Below are 20,774 nucleotides of genomic sequence, written 5' to 3' on the forward strand. Positions count from 1 at the left end.
GCCGGTCGCGGCCGAGCCACCGCCGCCGCCCGCCGAGCCGCCCGCCGAACCCGTGCCGCCGGCCGCGCCGCCCGCCTGCTTCGACGTGTCGAGCTCCAGGGAGACCGGAGCCTTGTTCGGCGTGCAGGTGGTGGTCGTGCCCAGCGCCTTCACCGTGAGGACACCCGGCGAGAGCGTGGACTTGCCGTCCGCGCCCGGCTTGTACGTGCCGGTCAGGTCCGGGATCGTGATCGGGTCGCCGGACTTGAAGGGCTTCTTGTTGGTCGGGCCCTCCACGGGGACGGTGCCCTTGTCGGAGCCGCCCAGCTTCACCTGCATCGACGGCTTCACCGAGTCGGCCGGGATGTCGGCTGGGCTGTCCATCACGGACTTCTTGAACTTCACCGTGAGGCCGAAGTTCCCGCCGTCCTTCTTGGCGTTGATCTGCACCGGAGACGTGGCGCTCTTGTCGCCGATGGGCGTCTTGCAGGAGTAGGGGACGCTGACCTCCTTGCCGGTGAAGTCGCTCTGCCCGCCACTGCCGCCGCCGCCCGTGGTGCCACCGGTGTCATCGGAACCGCCCGAGTCGCTACCACCGGAACTCGAAGAGCCGCCCGAGGAGCCGCCCGTCGAGGTGCCCGGCAGACCGCCGATGGCACCCCCCGAGCCGCTCGAACCGCCCGAACTCGCGGCCCCCTCAACGACCTTGATGACCGCACCCGGGTCCACAGCCTCCTTCGGAGAACACTTCGTGTCCGTCGACATCGGCTTGCTGACGTTGATGTTGTACTTGTCCGGGGTCAGCTTCACTTCGCCCGGCTTCTCCAGCTTCAGCTTGCCCGTCATCGTGGACAGCTTCATCGGACTGTTCTTGGGGATCGCGGGGTTCTCGCGGGGCCCCTGCATGTCGATGTCACCGGTCTGCGCGCCGGCCGCCTTGAGCGTGCCGGTGGGCTGGACCGTGTTCTCGCCGAGGTCGAGGACGTCGGGGTTCTTAGACGCGCCCTGGATGAACTTCCAGGTCACATTGACCGTGTCGCCGACCTTCGCCGTGGCGGGCGCCGTGAGCTGAGTGATCGTGGTGCCCTGCACCGGGTCGAGCCCGGAGATCGAGGGCGGTATGCACTCCGTCTTGTACGAGCTCTCGGCCGCCTGCGCGGGAGCCGCGGTCGCGAACATCAGGCCCGCCCCGCCCAGCATCAGGGCGACACCGGCCGCGCTCACTCTCCGTTGGGTGCTCACGAATTTCCTTTCGTCGTCGGACTGTTCTCGGGCGGTGCGGAGAGTTGACCGGCCGCGGGACGCTCCGGACCGGTGGGACCGGTGTCCGGGGTGAACCAGGGCAGGGTCGTGGTCTGTGTCGCGCCGGTGGGCGCGGTGGGCGCGTCTCCGGGCGCCGGTTGCTTCGGCTTCTGCTGCGGCAGCCGCACCTTCGGAAGCCGTACGGTGCGCCCGCCCGCCGCCCTGGGCCCCCTGGACCTCGACCGGCGATCACGCGGTCGTACGCGGTCCACGACCGCCATGCCGATCCGGAAGACCGCGGCCGGCACGACGACGCAGAGCAGGAGCCAGAAGAGGGTGACGCCCCAGGGACGGCCCACGCCCCAGGGCTGTTCGGCCAGCACCTTCCCGTCGTACTTGAGCGAGACGAGATAGTCGCCGTGCGCGCCCGCCGACAGCTCGACGGGCAGCTTGATCCGCGCCTTCTGCCCCGGCTTGATCGTGCCGCGCCACTGCTGGTCCTCCCATTGCGGCGCGAACACGCCGTGGGAGGTGCCGACTTGGAAGATGGGGTTCTTGACCGGGGTCGAGCCGACGTTGCCCACGGTGAACGTGAAGGACCGCGACGGCGGGGCACCGAACCAGGTCAGCAGGCCACTCGATCCTTCGAGCCGGGTGTCGGCCACCATGGACAGCTGCCCGCTGCCTGACGTCTTCGGCAGCGCCTTCACCGGATGCCCCGCCACCTGGAACACGGCGTCCGACTGCGCCTTCTCTCCGGTCACCGTGGCGACATGGACGACGCACGGGCACGGATTCGGCGGCTCGGCGACCGGAAGCGACTTGCTGAACGCTCCCTTGGAGTCGGTGGTGACCGCGCGCCCCTCCGAGTTGGCGCAGGAGTTGGTGCCGCCGATGACGCCGCGCGACGGGCTGGACTGCCCGCAGATCAGCATCATCAGCAGCGTGTCGGGCCGCCAGTCCGCACCTTTCACGGTGACCGAACCCCCGGTCCCCGCCTGGGACTTGGAGAGGCTCACGGACGGCTTGTCGGCGGCGGAGGCGGTGGCCACCCAGGGCGCGGTCCCCGCGAGCAGGGCGCCCACGAGGGCGAGGACGGTCAGCAGCCGCGAGGCGCGAGCACTGCTGCGGCGGCGGTTCATGGCGCACTCCTTACGTTCCCTTGTCGGCGGAGCAGTCGGAGCAGGTGCGGCGGTACGGGCCAGGAGGGCCGTCGGCGGCGCAGGTACCAGAAGGCGGCGCACCCCGCCCCCGCCAGCACGGCGAGGATCCCGCCGACCGCCGCCCACGGCACGAACCGGGCGCTCGCCGTGGCCGAGTCCGCCGCGCCGCCGCCCGCGGTGACCGTCACCTTCACGTCGACGGCGTCGAGCGCCGGGGCGTTCTTCCACGGTTCGGTGAGGCTGACCCTGCGGCCCGGCAGCAGCTGCACCGGCAGGGCCCGGCTCCTGTCGAGGGCGGCGCCGAGCATCCCGTCGGCCTTCACCGCGAGGCGCGGCGAGAGCGTCGTGTTGCCGCGGTTCACCACGTCGTAGGCGATGGAGCCCTTGTTCACCCGTACGTTCTCGACCGTGAGCGCGGACAGGGTGGGGCCGCTGACCCGCAGATGGACGCTGACCCCGGCGTCGCGCCCGCCCGCCCGTGCCACGACCGTGCCCGGATGGTCGCCGGGGGTCGCGCCCGTGGGCACGGAGACCGTGAAGGGGACCTCGGCGCGGGTGCGCGCCGGGATCTTCACGGTCGTCTCGGCGAACCGGATCCAGGCCCCGGTGTCCGTGGCCTTCTTGCGTTCGGGGTCGGCCCCGCGCAGCGAGACCTTCAGCGGCTTGTCACTCGGGTTCGTGACCGCCACCTTGTCCTCCAGCACGGAACCGGGCGCCCCCTCGGCGTAGATGTACGGCCGCCCATCACCATCGGCCGGCCGGGTGCCACCGGCGGACGAGGGCGCGACGGTCCAGCCCGGACCGACCAGAACGAGCGCCAGGGCAGCAACAATCAAGCCCCGCCTTCGGACGAGAGCCAGCGGGGTCCGGGGCGGAGCCCCGCGGCCGGAACGCCGCGGGGCTCCACCTTCCATCGACAAGCGCAACGTCATCCTGCCTACGCCCGCCCCTTAGCGGGACGCCCCCGCCTGATTGCGCCGGGTCAACCACAACACCCCCGCCGCACCGGCAAGAAGCACCGTTCCGCCAAGCGTGCCGAGCGCGATCGCCGAATCCTCAGGACCGGTCTGCGGAAGCTCCCCGCCGGACGGCGCGGACGCCGACGAACCCGAGTCCGCGGCCCCGCCACCCCCCGCGGCAGCCTTCACGTCCATCTCAAGGGACGGCTTCGGGCTGTTGGACGGCGTACAGGTGGTGTTCGTGCCGAGCGCCTTGATGGTGAGGACGCCGGCGGTGAAGTTCACCTTGCCGCTCTTCTTCGGCGTGTACGTACCCGTCAAGTCACTGATCTTGATCGGGGTGTTGGCGGGGATCGCCTTGTCGTTCGGCGGCCCTGTGGCCGTGAACTGGCCGCTGTCCGCGCCGCCCACCTTGATCACCGCGCTCGGGTGCATGGCGCCCTTGCCGAGCTCGACGGGGCTGGAGGAGACGCCCTTCTGGAAGGACATCGTGATCTTGTAGCCGCCGCCGCTCTTGGCGCTCTTGATGTCGATCGGGGAGACGGCTGCCTTGTTCCCGATCGGGGTCTTGCACTGGTAGTTCACGTTCTGCACCGTGGCCGAGGCGGTGGGGGCGGCCATCAGCACCGCCGAGCCTGCCAAAGCCGCGCTGAGCGCGAACGCGGCGGTTCGTTTCTGGTACATCCGGTACGTCACCTCGAAGTCCCTTCAAACCGAAGGTTACTGACGGTTCATCAGATCTGGGTGGCTCAAGGTACGCCCGGGACCTTGTCGAGGGAAGACAAAGAGCACGCCGGATCGAAGTCGATCCGGCGTGCTCCGAAGAAGGCACAAAAGGGGCTACGCGGGGGCGCCGACCTCCGCCCACACGACCTTGCCCGTGACGCCCGGGGTGCGGACAACTCCCCAGTCGAGGCAGAGGCGTTGGACGATGAACATGCCGTGCCCACCGGGGCGGCCGGCCCGGTGCGGGGTACGCGGCGCGGGCTGGCCCGCCCCGCGGTCGGCGACCTCTATGCGCAGCACCTTGTTGGCCGGGGCGTCGCCGAAGTAGAGGATGATCTCGTCGGGCTCCTCGGCGTGCAGGCACGCGTTCGTGACGAGTTCGGAGACGACGAGCAGTACGTCCTCCGCCGCCGCCCTGCGGTCCGCGGTCGCCGCCGGCAGCCAGCCCCAGGCATGCAGCGCCTCGCGGGTGAAGTCACGGGCGAGCGGCACGATTCCGCTCGCGCCGCTGAGGCTCAGCCTGCGGACCCGCGCACCCGCGACGACCGGTACTTCACCGGACTCGGGGCCGTGGTCGCCCGGCGAGTAAGGCCGGGTGGTGCTCATCAGCACTTCACCTCACCGATTCACCAATTCAGCTTCAGGATTCAGGGTTCAGGGTCCGAGTGCCCACTGCCCGGCCAAGAAGTCCGGGTCGCGGATCGGGGTCGGAGGGTCATCGGAGTCGCAGGGTCGGGGTCGTGTTCGAGGGGTCTCCTGCCCGGGGGAACGACGGAAACACCCACTTGTTCAGAACGGCTCCTGTGACCCTGGTAACGCTGCGATCACACAAGGACAACTGGAGCGTAACTTCTGCGATTGGCCACAGCACGCGGCCTTCCGGTGCCTGTCAGTCGCTTGAGGGGTCCGGCGCGAGCGCCTCGTCGAGCGACGCGTGCACCGTGAAGACGGCCTCCGCGCCAGTGATCTCGAACACCCTGGCAACCACCGGAAGCATGCCCGCGAGGTGCACTCCGCCACCGGCCGCCTCGGCCTTGAGTCGGGCCCCGAGCAGCACGTTCAACCCCGTCGAATCGCAGAATTCGAGGCGAGAACAGTCGATCACCAGCCGGGAATGTCCATTGCTGAGGCATTCATCCAGGGGTTCGCGCAGCAGGTCGGCCGTATGGTGATCCAATTCACCGGCCGGGGTCACGACGGCACTGAAGCCCTCTTGTCGCACCTCGACCAGAAGCCGGCCCCGATGCGCACTGCCGACTGTCCCGCGGTCCATGACGTCTCTCTCTCGCTGCCTACGACGTGCCGATTGACGCCCTCGAACACTACGCCCTCCAACTGTCCGCCGACACCCGAACAACCTCTAGAATTCGGACATTTCACCACAGAACGCACTTGCGACCGGGTGTGGAAAACGGGTAGGCCTAGTAAGGACAACATTCGACCACGGCCGGCTTTGGAGGCGCCGCACTTAGAAGCAGTGCACGCATTGGCATCGGCAGCCATATGCCGAGAACGCATGGAGGACATCATGTCAGCCCGGCTCGACGAATCGCGCCCTGACCAGGCGGCGTCGACACTCCCCCAGGAAACCCCCATCGACGTCGAGGCCGAGGGCCTTGAGGGCCTCGAAGGTCTTCCGGAGATCCCTCCGTTCGACGAGGTGGGACCGCTCGACGCCCGAGCCCTCTCCAAGACCCTCTTCGAGCGGCTCGAGTCGCTCGACGAAGGCACACACGAATACTCGTACGTCCGCAACACGCTGGTCGAGCTGAACCTGGCCCTGGTCAAGTTCGCGGCCTCCCGGTTCCGCTCCCGCAGCGAACCGATGGAAGACATCATTCAGGTCGGCACCATCGGCCTGATCAAGGCGATCGACCGGTTCGAGCTGAGCCGCGGCGTCGAGTTCCCGACCTTCGCGATGCCGACCATCGTCGGCGAGATCAAGCGCTTCTTCCGCGACACCTCCTGGTCCGTGCGCGTACCGCGCCGTCTTCAGGAACTCCGTCTCGACCTCGCCAAGGCGGGCGACGAACTCGCCCAGCAGCTCGATCGCGCCCCCACGGTGGGCGAGCTCGCCGAACGCCTGGGCCTGTCGAAGGAAGAGGTCGTCGAGGGCATGTCGGCGTCCAACGCCTACACCGCCAGTTCGCTCGACGCCCAGCCCGAGGAGGACGACTCCGAAGGCGCGCTCGCGGACCGCATCGGCTACGAGGACCACGGACTCGAGGGCATCGAGTACGTCGAGTCGCTGAAGCCGCTGATCGCCGATCTCCCCCCGCGCGACCGCAAGATCCTCTCGTTGCGCTTCGTCGCCAACATGACCCAGTCCGAGATCGGTGAGGAACTGGGCATCTCGCAGATGCACGTGTCGCGGCTGCTGTCGCGGACGCTGGTGCGCCTGCGCAAGGGTCTGACGCTCGAGGAGTAATCACGCGGATCCGTCACACCGGCAATACCCGTAACGCCCTGTCACGTCGAGGGGGCCGACCGTCACACGGTCGGCCCCCTCGGTGTGTTTGAGCCAACTCCCGCGCCTCCGCGCCCGGTTACCGCGAGAAACACCTATCCGTGGCACCTCTCCTGCACCACTATGAGCACCCATCTGGGACCCGGTGACAGGAGGACACGGTGTCTGCGAACGGGGGCGTCCATGCCATGGAGCCCGACCACCGGCTCGTCGCCCTGCTGCGGTCCGACACCCCGACCGCGTACCCGGCGCTCGGCGAGCTGCGCGGCAGGCACCGGCACGCCCTCCTGGCCTACGCGCGGGTGTGCGCCAACGACACGGACGCCGCGCGGCAGTTGGGCGCGCAGGCCTTCGCACGCGCCGCACGAGAGGTCGCGCGCGGCGGCGAGCCGCGCGGCTCCTGGCGCCACCACGCGCTGCTGCTCGTCCACCGCACCGCGGCCGAGTGGGCCGCCGACGAGCGCCGCACACGCCTCGCTCCCGGCCTCCTTGCCACCCTCGGCACGCCGGACGCCCACCGGGCGCCCGCGCTGCTCTCCGCCTTCCATACGCTGGCGTCGCGCACCCAGACGCTGCTCTGGCACTCCGTGGTGGACCAGGATTCCGACGCCGCCACCGGCATCGTCACCGGAACGCCCGCGCGGGACGTGGCGCAGGCGCGGGGCGCGGCGCTCGACGCACTGCGCGGCGCCTGCCTCACGGCGCGACAGGGCACGCACTGCCGCGCCTACGGGCGTCTCATCGAGGGGGCTACGAGACCGGGCCGCCCGCGCGGCACCGCCGACCTGGACGCCCACCTCGCCCGCTGCCCGAGCTGCACCGCCGCGTACCTGGAGCTGACGGCCCTGCGGGACGACCCGCGCCGCGCGCTGGCGGAGGGCCTGTTGCCGTGGGGCGGCACGGACTACGTACTGACCGAGACGCCTGCCCCGACGGCCCCGGCGCCGGTGCCGCAGCGCCCCGCCCCGCGCCGCCACCGCGCGAAGCCGCCGACGAGGGCCGACCGCCGGAAGGCCCCCCGTCGCCACACGCCCGTGCGCGCGACCCCGATGGGCTTCGCGCTCGCCTCGGCGGCGGTCGGCGTGGCGCTCGTACCGCTGCTGATCCTGACGCTGACGGAGGGCCGTCCCGACCTGTCGGCGGTGGGCCAGGGCATGGGCGCCACGCCCTCGACGCCGCCGCCGGTCCGGGTGACGGTCACGGCGACGACGACCGCCACCACCACGACCACGTCGACCGCCACCGCGACGACGACCGCGCGCAGCACGGAGACGGTCACGGTGCCGCCGCCCCCGCAGGCCACTCCGACCCCGAAGCCGTCCTCGTCCGCCCACAAGCCGAAGCCGCCGCCCTTCCGCCCGCCCGGCGAGGAGTACGCGGAGGTGATCGACGTCGCCTCCGGGCTGTGCCTCGACATCTCCCGCACGCCGATGACGGACGGCGACGACGTCGTGGCCGCGAAGTGCGACCTCACGGGCAGCCAGCAGTGGCGCGTGGACGCCGACCGCGGCGTCATCCAGTCCGCCGCCAACCCCGACTTCTGCCTGGACAACCGCGGCGACACCGACCGCACGATCGGCCTCTGGCACTGCGCGGCCGTCGACGACGACACCCACGGGGCGAACCTGGCCTTCTCCGTCCATGCCGACGGCTCGATCCGCCCCGGCACGGACTGGAAGACCGCCGTCACGCCGCTCGACGACGGGTCCTTCCGCCTCGGGCAGCGCAAGTTCCACGGTGGGGCCGAGCAGCGGTGGCGGGCGGGGAAGAGCCTGTAGCCGCTAGTCGACGGGGCGCAGGGCGGCCCTCGCGAGGGCGATCACGTCACGCAGGCCCTGGCCCTGGGCGGGCACCGGTGCCGGCGTCGGCTTCGCTGCCAGCCCGGCGCACGTGCGGCAGATCCCCTTCCCGACTCCTCGCGGCAGCGGGTCGCGGCACTCCGCGCATTCGCCGAGGGGAGCCACGTGCTTGTGCGCGACGGGAGTCGGCGCGGCCGTAGGCGGCCGGTTCTCCAGGCGGTACCGGACAAGGGCGGCGGCGGAGCGGAGTGCGCGGGGCAGGTCCGTGGTCAGGCAGCGGCGGAGGTCGGTCTCGGTGACGCCGGTCGCCAGTGCGCCGTCGATGAGCGGCGCGAGGCTTTCGACGTCGCGGGCGCCCAGGCGCAGCGTCGGTTCGCGGTCGGCGAGGCGTTCCAGGAACGCCGCCCCACGGTTGGGGGTGTTGTCCTTCGGGGTTTCGCCCAAGGGGTATGCGCCGAGGGCCTGCCCGGTCGCGTCACCGGCGGGCGGGTCCTGGTCACTCGGGCCGAAGACGGCGGCGACTTCTTCGGGTGACGTCAACGGCACGTTGGAGGCGAGGACTTGGGTCGTCCAGCGACCGGTCTCCGGGTCCTGCCTGCGGCGCGTGTGGAGGTACCCCTCCTCCTCCAGCTGCCGCCTGGCCTTGCGTACGGCCAGGCGGCCTTCCGGCATCTTCTCGCCGAGGGACTGGACGGTTTCCCGGGAGCCCTCGGGCAGGGACAAGGCCCAGAGGAGAAGTCGTACGGCCGTGCCGTTCAGGCGCGGGTTCCGGATGATCTCGTTCGGAACCTGAGAGAAGAAACGGGCAGGCGGGATAGCATGTTTGAGCATCGCGGTGGAGGTCCTATCCACTCGTCGGTGAAGGCCCTCAGATTGGTGTTCGCAGCACCGCTGGGGGCCGCTCCGTATTCGCATACGGAACGTGATGGCGCGATTACTGTAGCGCGGACTTCGCGGCGAAGTTTACGAAAGCGGTCCAGCTGTCGGCCGAAATGGCCAGCGTGGGGCTGGAGTTGGACTTGGCATTCTTCGAGTCGCGGATGTGGACCTCGGAGGCGTGGGCGACCTCCAGGCAGTCGCCGCCCGAGTCGCCGCTGTAGCTGGACTTGAACCATGTGAGGTCTGCGGTGGTCATAGTTCGCTCGCCATCCTCTCGATGAGCTTCGCGGAGTCCCCCGGTGTGAGGGCCTGGGACCGGATCATGCCAAACCGCTGGAACAACTCGCTTACCTCCGTGCGGTCTTGGAGTACGAGGCCGCCCGCCTGGCCCTCGACGTACGCGACCCATTCCCGTTCAGGCGTCTCCAGTAGCGTCCACGGCCCGGTGAACCCGGCATGTGACTCGATGGCGGTCGGCATGACCTGGATCGAGATGTTGCGCTTCTCGCTCAGCTCCAGCAAGCGTTCCAGCTGACAGCGCAGGACCGCCACCCCGCCCACCGGACGCCTCAGCACCCACTCTTCGATGACCAGCGACAGCGACACCGGCGGTACGCGGGTGAGGAGCACCTGCCGTTCCAGGCGGGCCTGTACGCGCCGCTCGATCTCGTCGTCGTCCAGCATCGGCACGCGCGCACCAAGCACGGTCCGGGCGTAGTCCTCGGTCTGCACCAGCCCTTTGAGCACGTGGGAGTCGTACGCCCACAGGCTGACCGCCGCCGACTCCTTCTCCACGTAGTCGTCGAACCACGCCGGATAACGCCGCCGCTCCAGGTGCTCCGCCGCCGCCTCCACCGCCTCCCTCGCGCCCAGGAACTCCCCCGCCCGCGCCACGAACCGCGCGCTCGGCATCCGCGCGCCGCGCTCGACCATCGCCACCTGCGACGCCGAATACCCGACGTACACCCCGAAGTCCTCTCGCGAACCGCCCCGCGCCTCGCGCAGGGCCCGCACCACCGCCCCGAACATCCGCATGCTCGGCGACCCGTCGACACAGTCCTGCACAAGGAACCCCCTCGCTTGCACACTTCGTTGTGTGCAGCTCGCAGTCCTGGTCAGGCTAGCCAGCGGTCACTCACTGTGAGGGCATGAAGACGCAATCTCCACCCGAAGTCGTCATCCAACTCCGGGCGGAACCCGCGCAGTTCTCGGACGTACGGCGAACGGTCGCCACCCACCTACGCGCCTGGGGGCACCCCGCCCTCGTCGACGCGGCGCAGCTCTGCGTGACGGAAATACTGGCGAACGTGCACCGGCACGTGGCGGTCCCCGAGTGCGAGGTGAGACTGCGGGTGCTGGCGGAGGCCGGCGCGGTACAGGTGTCCGTGGCCGACCGCTCGCCCGTGCTGCCCGTGCCGTGCGCGGAGCCCGACTGGGAGGCGGAGTCGGGGCGCGGAATGTTCCTGATCGCGGCGACGGCCGACCGGTGGGGTGTGCTGCCGACGCGTGGCGGGAAGCTGGTCTGGGCGCGGCTCGCCGGTTCACCGACGTGATCGCAAGCAATCGGAGACACCCCTGCCCAGAAAAATGTCGCACTGACTCGTATCAGTGCGACATTTTTCTGGGCAGGGGTGTCTTCTTCCGCTCACCTCATCCGTTACGGACGCCGCGGCGCCACACCTCCGAGACCAGTGGCACGCCCGGCCGGTAGGCGAAGTGGACGTGGCTCGGGGCGTTCAGGAACGTGAGGTCGGCCCTCGCGCCCGGGGAGAGGTAGCCGACGTCCGTGCGGCGGAGGGCCTTCGCGCCGCCTGCCGTGGCCGACCAGAGGGCCTCGTCCGGGGTCATGCCCATGTCCCGTACCGCGAGAGCGATGCAGAAGGGGACCGAGGACGTGAAGGACGAGCCGGGGTTGCAGTCCGTGGAGAGGGCCACCGTCGCGCCCGCGTCCAGGAGGCGGCGGGCGTTCGGCCACTCGGCGCGGGTCGAGAATTCGGCGCCGGGGAGGAGCGTCGCCACCGTGTTGCCGTTCGCCAGGGCGTCCACGTCCGCGTCCGTGAGGTGCGTGCAGTGGTCGGCCGACGCCGCGTCCAGCTCTACGGCGAGTTGGACGCCGGGGCCGTAGCTGAGCTGGTTCGCGTGCATGCGGGGCAGGAGGCCCTTGGCCTTGCCCGCCGTGAGGATCGCGCGCGCCTGGTCGCCGTCGAAGGCGCCCTTCTCGCAGAACACGTCGACCCAACGGGCGTGGGGGGCGCAGGCGTCCAGCATTTCGCCCGTCACCAATTCGACGTATGCCGCCGGGTCGTCCGCGTAGTCCGGGGACACGATGTGGGCGCCGAGGTAGGTGACCTCGTCGGTGTGCGCCGCCGCGATGCGCAGGGCGCGTTCCTCGTCCTGAACGGTGAGGCCGTAGCCCGACTTCGTCTCGAACGTGGTCGTGCCCTGGCGGAGGGCCTCGGCGAGGTGGTGCTTGAGGTTCGCCTCCAGGGCCTCGTCCGTGGCCGCCCGGGTCGCCGCGACCGTGGTGCGGATGCCGCCCGCGGAGTAGCTCTGGCCCGACATGCGGGCGTTGAACTCGGCGGTGCGGTCGCCCGCGAAGACCAGGTGGGAGTGGGAGTCGACGAAGCCGGGGATCACGGCGCGGCCGGCCGCGTCGTGCGTGGTGTCGGCGGCCGGGGCCTTCGTGGTCGGGCCGGCCCAGGCGATCTTGTCGTTCTCGATGACCAGCGCGGCGTTGTGGATCTGGCCGAGGGGGCCCTCGCCGAGGGTCGGGTCGTTCGTGACCAGGGTGCCGATGTTGGTGATGGCCGTCGTGCGGTTCGTCATGGGTCCTCTCCGTGGGCGGGTGGGGTTTTTTCTCCCCCAACCCACCCCTTCCCGAAAGTTGGCGCTACGCGCCGGTGGTCAACGACTCGGGGCTCTGCCCCGGACCCCGCGCCTCAATCGCCGGCGGGGCTGGAGGCGTGCAGTGCCGCGATCGCCTCCGTCAGGGCGTCCGCCACGTTGCCCACCCGGACGTGTTCGCCGTCGCGGACCACCACGCGGCCGCCCGCCACCACATCGGAGACGTCCGCCGCGGTCGCCGCGAAGACCGCCGTTTCCGCGCCGAAGCGGGGCTCGGGGCCCGCCGTGCGGACCGAGTCGAGGGTGACCGTGACCAGGTCCGCGAGCGCGCCCGGTTCGATCGTGCCCGCGTCGTCCCAGCCAAGGGAGGCGTGTCCTTCGGCGGAGGCCGCGCGCAGCAGGGCCGCCGCCGTCCAGTGGCCGCGGGTACGGGTGCGCAGGCGCTCGTTCAGCTCCATGGCCCGCGCCTCTTCGAACAGGTCGATGACGGCGTGGCTGTCGGAGCCGAGGGAGAGCGGGGAACCCGCCTTCTGGAGGGCCACCGCCGGGCCGATGCCGTCGGCCAGGTCGCGCTCGGTGGTGGGGCACATGCACGTTCCCGTGCCCGAGCCGCCGAGCAGCGCGATGTCGGCGTCCGTGAGGTGGGTGTTGTGGACACCGGTCGTGCGCGCACCCAACACGCCGTTGTCGGACAGGAGTTGGGTCGGCGTGCAGCCGTGCGCCGCCTGGCACGCGTCGTTCTCCGCCGTCTGCTCGGAGAGGTGTACGTGCAGGGGCGCGCGGCGGGCCGAGGCCCACTCCGCGACCGTCGACAGCTGCGCCGCCGGGACCGCGCGCACCGAGTGCACCGCCGCACCGATCCGCACGCCCGGACGCTCCTTCAGCAGCGACGCCCGCTCCGCCCACGCCTCGGCCGTGCCGTCGCTGAACCGCCGCTGGTGGTGGTCCGGCTCCTTGCCGAAGCCCGAGGACAGGTACGCCGTGTCGAGGAGGGTGATGCGGATGCCCGCTTCCTCCGCCGCCGCGATCAGCGCCTCGCCCATCGCGTTCGGGTCGGCGTACGGGGTGCCGCCGGGGGCGTGGTGGAGGTAGTGGAACTCCCCCACCGCCGTGATGCCCGCGAGCGCCATCTCCGCGTACACGGCCCGCGCGAGCGCGTGGTACGTGTCCGGTGTGAGGCGGTCCGCCACCGAGTACATGACCTCGCGCCACGTCCAGAACGTCCCGGACCCGACCTGCACGGTCGAGCGGAGCGCCCGGTGGAAGGCGTGGCTGTGGGCGTTGGCGAGGCCGGGGAGGGTCAGTCCGCGCAGCGCGGTCGCGCCGGGCGGGGGTGCGCCGACCCCCGTGCGGACCGCGGTGAAGCGGCCCTCGTCCGACACGTCCACGGCCACGCCGGGCTCGACATGCGTGCCGAGCCAGGCGTGTTCCAACCAGTACGTCGTCGTCACTTGCAGGCCAGCCCTTCGAGTACGTCGGCCAGTGCGCGCACCCCTTCGAGGCAGTCGTCCTCGGCCGCGGACTCGGCCGGGGAATGCGAGACGCCTGTCGGGTTGCGTACGAACAGCATGGCGGTGGGGATCGACTGGGCGAGGATTCCCGCGTCGTGTCCCGCTCCCGTTCCGAGGACGGGGACCTTCAGATCCGCTGCCGAGTCCTGCGTGCCGAGGATTCGGGCCAGCTCGTCGCGGAGCGCGTCGTCGAACTCGACGATCGGCGTGAACGACTCGCGGGTCAGCGATACGTCGATGCCGTGCGCCTGCGCGTACTCGCGTGCCGCCTTCTCGACCCCGGTGACCGTCGCGTCCAGGGACTCCTGGTCGGCGGCGCGGGAGTCGAGCCAGCCGCGTACGAGGGAGGGGATGGCGTTGACGCCGTTCGGCTCGACGGAGATCTTGCCGAACGTGGCGACCGCGCCCGCGAGTTGGGCCTCGCGGCGGGCCGCGAGGACCGTCTCCGCGTAGCTCAGCATCGGGTCGCGGCGGTCGACCAGGCGGGTCGTGCCCGCGTGGTTGGCCTCGCCCCGGAAGTCGAAGCGCCAGCGGCCGTGCGGCCAGATGGAGCTTGCGATGCCGATCGCGTCGCCGGACAGGTCGAGGGCGCGGCCCTGTTCCACGTGCAGCTCGATGAACGCGCCGATGCGGTCGAGGCGTTCACGGTCGGCGCCGATCGCGTCCGGGTCGTAACCGGCCCGCTCCATCGCCTGCGGGAGGGTGACCCCGTCGGCGTCCGTGAGCTTGTGGGCCGCGTCGCGGGTGAGGACGCCCGCGGCGAGGCGGGAGCCGACGCAGGCCAGGCCGAAGCGGGCGCCTTCCTCGTCGCCGAAGTTGGTGATGGCGAGGGGCTTGGTGAACTCCACTCCCCTGCGGCGGAGTTCGTCCAGGGCGGCGAAGGACGAGACGACGCCGAGGGGGCCGTCGAAGGCGCCGCCGTCCGGGACGGAGTCCAGGTGCGAGCCCGTGACGACGGCGTCGCCGGCCTCCGGGTCGCCGAGCCAGGCCCACTGGTTGCCGTTGCGGTCCAGTTCGTAGGTCAGTCCGCGGGATTCGGCCTGTGCCTTGAACCAGGTGCGGCAGTCGGCGTCGGCCGCGGTCCAGGCGAAGCGGCGGTAGCCACCCGTGTCGGCGTTGCGGCCGATGGGCTTCAGGTCGTGCCACATCTCCAAAAAACCAGCCCCGCCGGCGTTTGAGGCGCGGGGTCCGGGGCGGAGCCCCGCGGCCGTCACTCCCCCTCCGTCATCGGGACGCGTACCCCGCGCTCGGCGGCGACGTCGGCGGCGTGCTCGTAGCCCGCGTCGACGTGGCGGATGACACCCATCGCCGGGTCGTTCGTGAGGACCCGCTCGATCTTCGCGGCAGCGAGCTCCGTGCCGTCCGCGACGCAGACCTGGCCCGCGTGGATGGAGCGGCCCATGCCGACGCCGCCGCCGTGGTGGATGGAGACCCAGGTGGCGCCGGAGGACGTGTTGACCAGGGCGTTCAGGAGCGGCCAGTCGGCGATCGCGTCGGAGCCGTCCTTCATGGACTCCGTCTCGCGGTACGGGGAGGCGACCGAACCGGAGTCGAGGTGGTCGCGGCCGATCGCGACGGGCGCGGAGAGCTCGCCGCTCGCCACCATCTCGTTGAACTTCAGGCCCGCGAGGTGGCGTTCGCCGTAGCCGAGCCAGCAGATGCGGGCCGGGAGGCCCTCGAAGGCGATGCGGTCGGCGGCCATGTCGAGCCAGCGGTGCAGGTGCTTGTTCTCGGGGAACAGCTCCTTGATCGCCTTGTCGGTGGCGGCGATGTCCTTCGGGTCACCGGACAGGGCGGCCCAGCGGAACGGGCCGAGGCCCTCCTCGAACAGCGGGCGGATGTGCGCCGGGACGAAGCCGGGGAAGTCGAAGGCGCGGTCGTAGCCCGCCTTGCGGGCCTCGTCGCGGATCGAGTTGCCGTAGTCGAAGACCTCGGCGCCCGCGTCCAGGAAGCCGACCATGGCCTCGACGTGCAGGCGCATCGACTGGCGGGCCTTCTCCGTGAAGCCGGCCGGGTCGGCCTCGCGCTCCTTGTCCCAGTCCTCGACGGAGATGCCGACGGGGAGGTAGGCGAGCGGGTCGTGGGCCGAGGTCTGGTCCGTGACGATGTCGATCGGGGCGCCGCGGCGCAGCAGCTCCGGGAAGATCTCGGCGGCGTTGCCGACGACGCCGATGGACAGGGCGCGGCGCTCGTCGCGGGCCTGGACCGCAAGCTCCATGGCGTGGTCGAGGTTGTCGGCCTTGACGTCCAGGTAGCGGGTGCCGATGCGGCGGTCGATGCGGGTCTCGTCGACGTCGACGCAGATCGCGACGCCCTCGTTCATCGAGATGGCCAGCGGCTGGGCGCCGCCCATGCCGCCGACGCCGGCGGTGAGCGTGATGGTCCCGGCGAGCGTGCCGTCGAACTTCTTCCGCGCCACCGCGCCGAAGGTCTCGTACGTGCCCTGGACGATGCCCTGCGAGCCGATGTAGATCCACGAGCCGGCCGTCATCTGGCCGTACATCATGAGGCCCTCGGCCTCCAGCTTGCGGAAGTCCTCCCAGTTGGCCCAGTCGCCGACCAGGTTGGAGTTCGCGAGGAGTACGCGCGGCGCCCACTCGTTGGTCCGCATCACGCCGACCGGCTTGCCGGACTGGACGAGGAGGGTCTCGTCCGACTTCAGCGTCTTCAGCGTGCGCACGATCGCGTCGTACGCGTCCCAGGACCGGGCCGCCTTGCCGGTGCCGCCGTAGACGACGAGCTTGTCGGGGTGCTCGGCCACCTCGCCGTCGAGGTTGTTCATGAGCATCCGCAGGGCGCCCTCCTGCTGCCACCCCAGGGTGTTGAGCTCGGTGCCGCGCGGGGCTCGTACGGGGCGGGGTCCTGACATCGACGGCCTCCTGGGGTGGGAATCAATCAGCTGTTCAGCCTTCTATTCACATCCTGGCTACATGAATAGGTCTAGTCAAGAGCTGCCGCGGGATCGAGGCGTCGAGGCGCGGCGCGACGGCCCGAACTCGCCACCCCCCGCGAGTGGGTGGCGCATTTTAGACGGCTCGTGAATGTTTCACCGGGAAATGCCAGAAGCCTCACCTGCTCTCCGCACTGTCCGTAGCTTCGTCGTCACACACGCACCAGGGACACATACATGGCGATCGGATGGGGGTCCGAGGCGTGCCCGGAATTGACGAGTGCCTCCTTGAGGTCATGCGACTGCCGGGTGCGCGCGGCGCCTCCGTCGTCGACTGGACCAGCGGACTCGCCCTGGGCACCGTCGGCGCGTCGCGCAACGGGGATCACGAGGCGGATGCCGCCGAGTCCGCCGAACTGGCCCGGCTCGCCGCCGAACACAACACCTTCGCCCCCGCCGACGGCAGCGACTGGTCCCAGGGGTCCGTCAGCGACAAGGCGCCCCCCGTCGAGGACGTCATCGTCACCAACCGGGACAGCTACCACCTGCTGCGCTTCGTGCGCACGACCTTCGACAGCAGCGTCTTCGTCCACCTGTGGCTGGGCCGGGACGAGGGCAATCTCGCGCTCGCCCGACTGCGGCTCGCCGACATGGCCGACCGGATGGTCCTGGGATGAGCACCGAAGCCCGCGCCGGTGTCTCGCCGATGCTCAGCCGCCTCGCCGACGAGCAGGCGACCGGCGCCCTGATCCGCGAACACGGCACCCTCTACCTGGAGGACGGGCGGGTCGTGCACGCCGAGTCGCCCGCGACCCCCGGCATGGACGTGCTGCTCATGGCGGGCGGCGCGGTGCGGGCCGAGGGCTGGTCGGAGGCGGTGGACCGGGCCGGGGCGAGGCAGCGCGTCGGCCGCTACCTGGTGGAGCAGGGCCGCCTCTCGGACGGCGCCCTCGAACTGTGCCATCTGGGCGCCCTGTTCGACGCCTCGTACTTCACGCTCGCCCCCAGCAGCGGCCCCTCCCGGTTCCGGTACGGCGTCTCCCACTGGTTCGGGACGGTGCGGCCCGTGCCGGTGGCGACGGTCGAGCGCGAGACGCTGCGCAGGCGCGAGCTGCTCCAGCGGATCTGGCCGGAGCCGGACACGGACACGGCGCCGCTCAGCCGGATCATCCGGCGCGCGGAGGCGTGCGTACCCCCGCGCAGGCGCCGCGTCCTCGACCTGGTCGACGGCGCGCGGACGGCCTCCCAGATAGCGCTCACCCTGGGCAGGCCCGCCTTCCACACCCTTGTCGACCTGCGGCGTCTCGCCGCGTGCGGCCTGGTGGCCACGGCCCCCGCCCCGGCTCCGCCCGAGTGGTTCGGGCTCGCCGTCGTCGAGGACCCCGACGTGGCCCTGCTGCGGCGGCTGCGCGCCGGTCTGGAGGCCCTGTGAGACGCCTGCTGCGTTCCTCACGTACCCCCGAAAGGAGACCTCCGATGGTCGACAAGGGCGAACTCCTCGCCGAACTGCAACGGTTGAGAGTCCGCGTGCCCCAGGTCACCGGCGCCCTCGCAGCCAGCGTCGACGGCCTGGTCCTCGCCCAGGACACTCCTGGCATCGAACCGGAGGGCGTCGCCGCGCTCACCGCCACCGCACTCGGCGTCGCCCAGCGCCTCGCCGACGCCACCGCGCAGGGCGCCTTCCGCGAGCTCCTGGTGCGCGGCGCCGACGGCTACATCGCCACCTACGCGGCCGGGGACACCGCCGTCCTCACGCTCCTCGCGCAGGACCGGGTCAATGTCGGCCGCCTGCACCTCGAAGGGCGCCGCTCCGGCACCCGCATCGGGGAACTCACCGCTCCCGCCGAGGAGGAAGCGCCGCCCGAGCCGGCCCCCCGCACCCGCGGCCGGGCCCGCGCCCGCACGGCGTCCACCACCACGACCGAGACCGGACTCCCTGTCCGGCCGACCACCAATGTGCCGCCCCAGCCCACGCGTTGACCACCGGCACACCCGCGAAGAAGCACGAAAGGAACCCAGCATCATGGCCAATACCGAGACAGCCCTCAAGGACGCCCTCGCCTCCATAGAAGGCGCCACCGCCGCGGCCCTCGTCGACTACACGAGCGGCATGGCCCTCGGCACCATCGGTGGCTCCAAGAGCTTCGACCTGGAGGTCGCGGCGGCCGGCAACACCGACGTCGTCCGCTCCAAGCTGCGCACCATGGAGCAACTGGGACTCAAGGAGAGCATCGAGGACATCCTCATCACCCTTGGCAACCAGTACCACCTAATCCGCCTGATCAAGGGACGCGGCGGCAACGGCCTGTTCCTGTACCTGGTGCTCGACAAGGCCCGCGCCAACCTGGCGATGGCCCGCCACCAGCTGAAGAAGATCGAGGGCGAGCTGGAGGTCTGAGCGCGTGAAAGGGCGCCGCGCTTCGTGAAGCGCGGCGCCCTTTACGGCTACCCCTCCCAGTCGGACTCCTCGCGGTCCCCGCGCTCCCGCCTGCGGACGGGCCCCCACCGCACCGCGTGCAGCCCGTTCACCCCGACGATGCCCGCCCAGGCCACGAAGAGCCCGGGCAGTCCGGCGTTGACCACGGCGATCGCGGACAGCGGGATGGCGAGGACGAGGGAGACCACGGCGAAGCCGAAGCGTTCGCCCCAGTTCTCGGCGCCGGAGTCGCGGGCCCCGCGGGCCACGGTGATCCGGTGCTCGGCCAGTTGTCGTCGCACCCTGCGGTCGACGACGGAGTCGAGTCGCTGCTCGACCTTGTCGAGGAAGGAGTCGACGAGCGCCGGCTCGTACTCGTCACCCAGTTCCCTGCGTGCGTGCAGGGTGGCGTCGAGTTCCTTCTTGAGTTCGGCGTCGCGTGCGCGTTCGCGGGCTTCCATACCGCTCGACGTTACGGAGCCGAGGCCCCCACCGCAGTAGGGCTATCCCCCGTCTTCTCGGTGGGCCACGCCCCCGCACCGCGCCGGGCGAGCAGCCAATAGAGGACGGCCGGGACGACGAGCCCGACGATCCACGACACGTCCGCCCCGCCCAGCGGCTCGACGAGCGGGCCCGTGTAGAAGGCGGTGGCCAGGAACGGCAGCTGGGCGAGCACGCCGACCCCGTAGACCACGAGCGCGTCCCAACGCCAGGCGCCGTAGCGGCCGTTCACGTCGAAGAGGGCCGGGAGGTCGTAGCGCTCGCGCGAGATCAGGTAGTAGTCGACCAGGTTGATCGCGGACCACGGCGTGAAGAACGTCAGCAGGAACAGCAGGAAGTCCTTGAACGAGGTCAGGAAGCTGTCCTTGCCCGCCAGCGCGACCACCGTGCCCGCGACCATGATGATCCCGATGTAGAGGGCCCGGCCACGCTGCGACAGGGCCCGCTGCCCGCGGAACCCGCTGATGCCGGTGACCATCGACATGAAGCCGCCGTACGTGTTGAGCACGTTGACGGTGAGCTTGCCGAGCGCGATCACGAAGTAGAAGAACGAGGCGACGAGCCCCGCCCCGCCGAGCGACACGACGTACCCGACCTGGTTGTCGATGAACTTCTCGCCCGCGCTCGCCGCGACCAGCACACCGAAGGCCATGGACCACTGAGAGCCGAGCGCGGAGCCCGCGAGCGTCCACCAGAACGTGGCCTTGCCGCTGGTCGTACGCGGCAGATAGCGCGAGTAGTCGGCGACGTACGGGCCGAAGGCGAGCTGCCAGGAGGCCGACAGGGAGACGGCGAGCAGGAACATCGGCAGCGAGAAGTGCGCGTCGGAGAGCAGCGCGCCGACGTCGGCCCGGTCGAAGAGCCGCACGGCCAGGTAGACGAAGGCGAGCGCGCACACCACGCTCGCCACCCGCCCCAGGAGGTGGATGACCCGGTAGCCGACCGTCGCCACGATCCCCGTGACGAGCGCGAAGACGATGATGCCCGTCGTGTCGTTGGTGTGCGTCAGCTGCGCGGTGGCCTGACCGGCGAGCACGGTGCCGCTCGCGAAGAACCCGACGTACATCAGGATCACGAGGAGCAGCGGGACGACGGCGCCCTTCACCCCGAACTGGGCCCTGGACTGGATCATCTGGGGCAGCCCGAGCTTCGGCCCCTGCGCCGAGTGCAGCGCCATGACGGCGCCGCCGAGCAGATTGCCGAGCACGAGCCCGATCAGCGACCAGACCACGTCGCCGCCGAAGACGACGGCGAGCCCGCCGGTGACGACGGCCGTGATGTGGAGGTTCGCGCCGAGCCAGAGGGTGAACTGGTTGAACGCGCCGCCGTGCCGTTCGCTGTCCGGCACCACGTCGATGGAGTGCTTCTCCACTACCGCTGCGGCCATGCGATGGCCTC

Annotated in this window: 22 protein-coding genes; 7 read left to right on the plus strand and 15 right to left on the minus strand. The window is 70.8% G+C overall.

Annotated elements, in window-relative coordinates; all coding sequences use genetic code 11:
* From OKJ99_RS25800 to OKJ99_RS25825, 6 genes are all read right to left on the minus strand, one after another.
* Positions 1 to 1,179 (minus strand): hypothetical protein (locus OKJ99_RS25800; RefSeq protein ID WP_326019982.1); only part of this gene is annotated, 1,179 nt, incomplete at its 3' end.
* A gap of 38 nt (positions 1,180 to 1,217) precedes the next feature.
* A complete protein-coding gene (locus tag OKJ99_RS25805) occupies positions 1,218 to 2,363 on the minus strand; it encodes a hypothetical protein (protein ID WP_326019919.1) in 1,146 nt (381 codons plus the stop codon).
* Entirely contained in the window at positions 2,360 to 3,220 is an 861-nt protein-coding gene (locus OKJ99_RS25810) for a COG1470 family protein (protein WP_326019920.1), read from the minus strand. Before OKJ99_RS25810 ends, OKJ99_RS25805 begins: the two co-directional genes overlap by 4 nt.
* A 114-nt stretch (positions 3,221 to 3,334) precedes the next feature.
* Positions 3,335 to 4,027: an LPXTG cell wall anchor domain-containing protein gene (locus OKJ99_RS25815; RefSeq protein ID WP_326019921.1), complete on the minus strand. Its 693-nt coding sequence runs from the start codon at positions 4,025 to 4,027 to the stop codon at positions 3,335 to 3,337.
* Positions 4,028 to 4,183: 156 nt separating this feature from the next.
* Positions 4,184 to 4,675, minus strand: coding sequence for an ATP-binding protein (locus tag OKJ99_RS25820; RefSeq protein WP_326019922.1), 492 nt, complete (start codon positions 4,673 to 4,675; stop codon positions 4,184 to 4,186).
* Between the two features lie 283 nt (positions 4,676 to 4,958).
* A complete protein-coding gene (locus OKJ99_RS25825) occupies positions 4,959 to 5,342 on the minus strand; it encodes an STAS domain-containing protein (RefSeq protein ID WP_326019923.1) in 384 nt (127 codons plus the stop codon).
* A gap of 243 nt (positions 5,343 to 5,585) precedes the next feature.
* Here OKJ99_RS25825 and OKJ99_RS25830 point away from each other — a divergent pair, with 243 nt between their 5' ends.
* Both OKJ99_RS25830 and OKJ99_RS25835 read left to right on the plus strand, forming a co-directional pair.
* On the plus strand, positions 5,586 to 6,497 hold the full coding sequence (locus OKJ99_RS25830; RefSeq protein WP_326019924.1) for an RNA polymerase sigma factor SigF: 912 nt from the start codon (positions 5,586 to 5,588) through the stop codon (positions 6,495 to 6,497).
* 200 nt (positions 6,498 to 6,697) lie between these two features.
* Complete coding sequence (locus OKJ99_RS25835) at positions 6,698 to 8,314, plus strand: RICIN domain-containing protein (RefSeq protein ID WP_326019925.1); 1,617 nt, start codon at positions 6,698 to 6,700, stop codon at positions 8,312 to 8,314.
* Between the two features lie 3 nt (positions 8,315 to 8,317).
* Here the strand turns inward: OKJ99_RS25835 and OKJ99_RS25840 are convergent, their stop codons facing one another.
* From OKJ99_RS25840 to OKJ99_RS25850, 3 genes are all read right to left on the minus strand, one after another.
* Entirely contained in the window at positions 8,318 to 9,058 is a 741-nt protein-coding gene (locus OKJ99_RS25840; RefSeq protein ID WP_326019926.1) for a hypothetical protein, read from the minus strand.
* A 211-nt stretch (positions 9,059 to 9,269) separates the two neighbouring features.
* Positions 9,270 to 9,470 carry a DUF397 domain-containing protein gene (locus tag OKJ99_RS25845; RefSeq protein WP_326019927.1) on the minus strand — a complete coding sequence of 67 codons (201 nt, stop codon included), beginning with the start codon at positions 9,468 to 9,470 and terminating at the stop codon, positions 9,270 to 9,272.
* Positions 9,467 to 10,279 (minus strand): helix-turn-helix domain-containing protein, encoded by an 813-nt coding sequence (locus OKJ99_RS25850; protein ID WP_326019928.1) that lies wholly within the window; start codon positions 10,277 to 10,279, stop codon positions 9,467 to 9,469. The genes OKJ99_RS25845 and OKJ99_RS25850 overlap by 4 nt, the downstream gene beginning before the upstream one ends.
* Before the next feature lie 83 nt (positions 10,280 to 10,362).
* On the opposite strand from OKJ99_RS25850, the gene OKJ99_RS25855 reads away from it, so the two are divergent.
* Positions 10,363 to 10,767 (plus strand): ATP-binding protein, encoded by a 405-nt coding sequence (locus OKJ99_RS25855; protein ID WP_326019929.1) that lies wholly within the window; start codon positions 10,363 to 10,365, stop codon positions 10,765 to 10,767.
* A gap of 97 nt (positions 10,768 to 10,864) precedes the next feature.
* Here the strand turns inward: OKJ99_RS25855 and hutI are convergent, their stop codons facing one another.
* From hutI to hutU, 4 genes are all read right to left on the minus strand, one after another.
* Positions 10,865 to 12,040, minus strand: coding sequence for an imidazolonepropionase (gene hutI, locus OKJ99_RS25860; RefSeq protein ID WP_326019930.1), 1,176 nt, complete (start codon positions 12,038 to 12,040; stop codon positions 10,865 to 10,867).
* Between the two features lie 113 nt (positions 12,041 to 12,153).
* Entirely contained in the window at positions 12,154 to 13,509 is a 1,356-nt protein-coding gene (locus OKJ99_RS25865) for a formimidoylglutamate deiminase (RefSeq protein WP_326019931.1), read from the minus strand.
* Positions 13,506 to 14,717 carry an allantoate amidohydrolase gene (locus tag OKJ99_RS25870; protein WP_326019932.1) on the minus strand — a complete coding sequence of 404 codons (1,212 nt, stop codon included), beginning with the start codon at positions 14,715 to 14,717 and terminating at the stop codon, positions 13,506 to 13,508. The genes OKJ99_RS25865 and OKJ99_RS25870 overlap by 4 nt, the downstream gene beginning before the upstream one ends.
* Positions 14,718 to 14,779: 62 nt before the next feature.
* Positions 14,780 to 16,438, minus strand: coding sequence for a urocanate hydratase (hutU, locus tag OKJ99_RS25875; RefSeq protein WP_326019933.1), 1,659 nt, complete (start codon positions 16,436 to 16,438; stop codon positions 14,780 to 14,782).
* A gap of 284 nt (positions 16,439 to 16,722) precedes the next feature.
* Here hutU and OKJ99_RS25880 point away from each other — a divergent pair, with 284 nt between their 5' ends.
* From OKJ99_RS25880 to OKJ99_RS25895, 4 genes are read left to right on the plus strand one after another with little or no spacing between them, the layout of a single operon-like run.
* Positions 16,723 to 17,136, plus strand: a complete 414-nt coding sequence (locus OKJ99_RS25880) for a hypothetical protein (protein ID WP_326019934.1) — start codon at positions 16,723 to 16,725, stop codon at positions 17,134 to 17,136.
* Positions 17,133 to 17,891 carry a transcriptional regulator gene (locus OKJ99_RS25885; RefSeq protein WP_326019935.1) on the plus strand — a complete coding sequence of 253 codons (759 nt, stop codon included), beginning with the start codon at positions 17,133 to 17,135 and terminating at the stop codon, positions 17,889 to 17,891. The genes OKJ99_RS25880 and OKJ99_RS25885 overlap by 4 nt, the downstream gene beginning before the upstream one ends.
* A gap of 44 nt (positions 17,892 to 17,935) precedes the next feature.
* Positions 17,936 to 18,439: a roadblock/LC7 domain-containing protein gene (locus OKJ99_RS25890; protein WP_326019936.1), complete on the plus strand. Its 504-nt coding sequence runs from the start codon at positions 17,936 to 17,938 to the stop codon at positions 18,437 to 18,439.
* A gap of 43 nt (positions 18,440 to 18,482) precedes the next feature.
* Positions 18,483 to 18,857 (plus strand): roadblock/LC7 domain-containing protein, encoded by a 375-nt coding sequence (locus OKJ99_RS25895; protein WP_326019937.1) that lies wholly within the window; start codon positions 18,483 to 18,485, stop codon positions 18,855 to 18,857.
* Positions 18,858 to 18,904: 47 nt separating this feature from the next.
* Here OKJ99_RS25895 and OKJ99_RS25900 read toward each other — a convergent pair whose 3' ends face one another.
* On the minus strand, positions 18,905 to 19,336 hold the full coding sequence (locus OKJ99_RS25900; protein WP_326019938.1) for a hypothetical protein: 432 nt from the start codon (positions 19,334 to 19,336) through the stop codon (positions 18,905 to 18,907).
* A gap of 11 nt (positions 19,337 to 19,347) precedes the next feature.
* On the minus strand, positions 19,348 to 20,763 hold the full coding sequence (locus tag OKJ99_RS25905) for a purine-cytosine permease family protein (protein ID WP_326019939.1): 1,416 nt from the start codon (positions 20,761 to 20,763) through the stop codon (positions 19,348 to 19,350).
* Positions 20,764 to 20,774: the final 11 nt, after the last annotated feature.

This window comes from Streptomyces endophyticus (assembly GCF_035798155.1).
Taxonomy (GTDB): domain Bacteria; phylum Actinomycetota; class Actinomycetes; order Streptomycetales; family Streptomycetaceae; genus Streptomyces; species Streptomyces endophyticus.